A 278-nucleotide genomic window follows, 5' to 3' on the forward strand; every position below is an offset into this window, starting at 1 on the left:
TCCCAGCAACGCCCTCGGCACGCCTCGCCTCCCATGTGTGCCAAGCACCAAGACTTGCGCGCCAGCCTCCGCCGCAAGTCTCTCCAGCTCCGTGGCGACGTCAATATACGTCAGCGGATCTCTTGTGATGGCGACCGAAGCCTGGATTCCAGCTTGTTGGGCCTTCCGAATCGCAGCCGAGATCAGCGTCTCTCCGCGCTGAGCCAGCGCTGCCGTGACCTCCCGCACGAACGGAGAGCTCAAGTCGTATTTGACGTGGGCGTTATCCACGACATGGG

The 278-nt window shown here is 62.6% G+C and carries 1 protein-coding gene; it reads right to left on the minus strand.

Features of this window, described 5'->3' with window-relative positions; genetic code table 11:
• Positions 1 to 270 (minus strand): universal stress protein (locus ACVA6Q_RS24640; RefSeq protein WP_446649218.1); only part of this gene is annotated, 270 nt, incomplete at its 3' end.
• Between the last annotated feature and the right edge of the window lie 8 nt (positions 271 to 278).

The sequence above is a fragment of the Vibrio sp. DNB22_10_4 genome, from assembly GCF_052879755.1.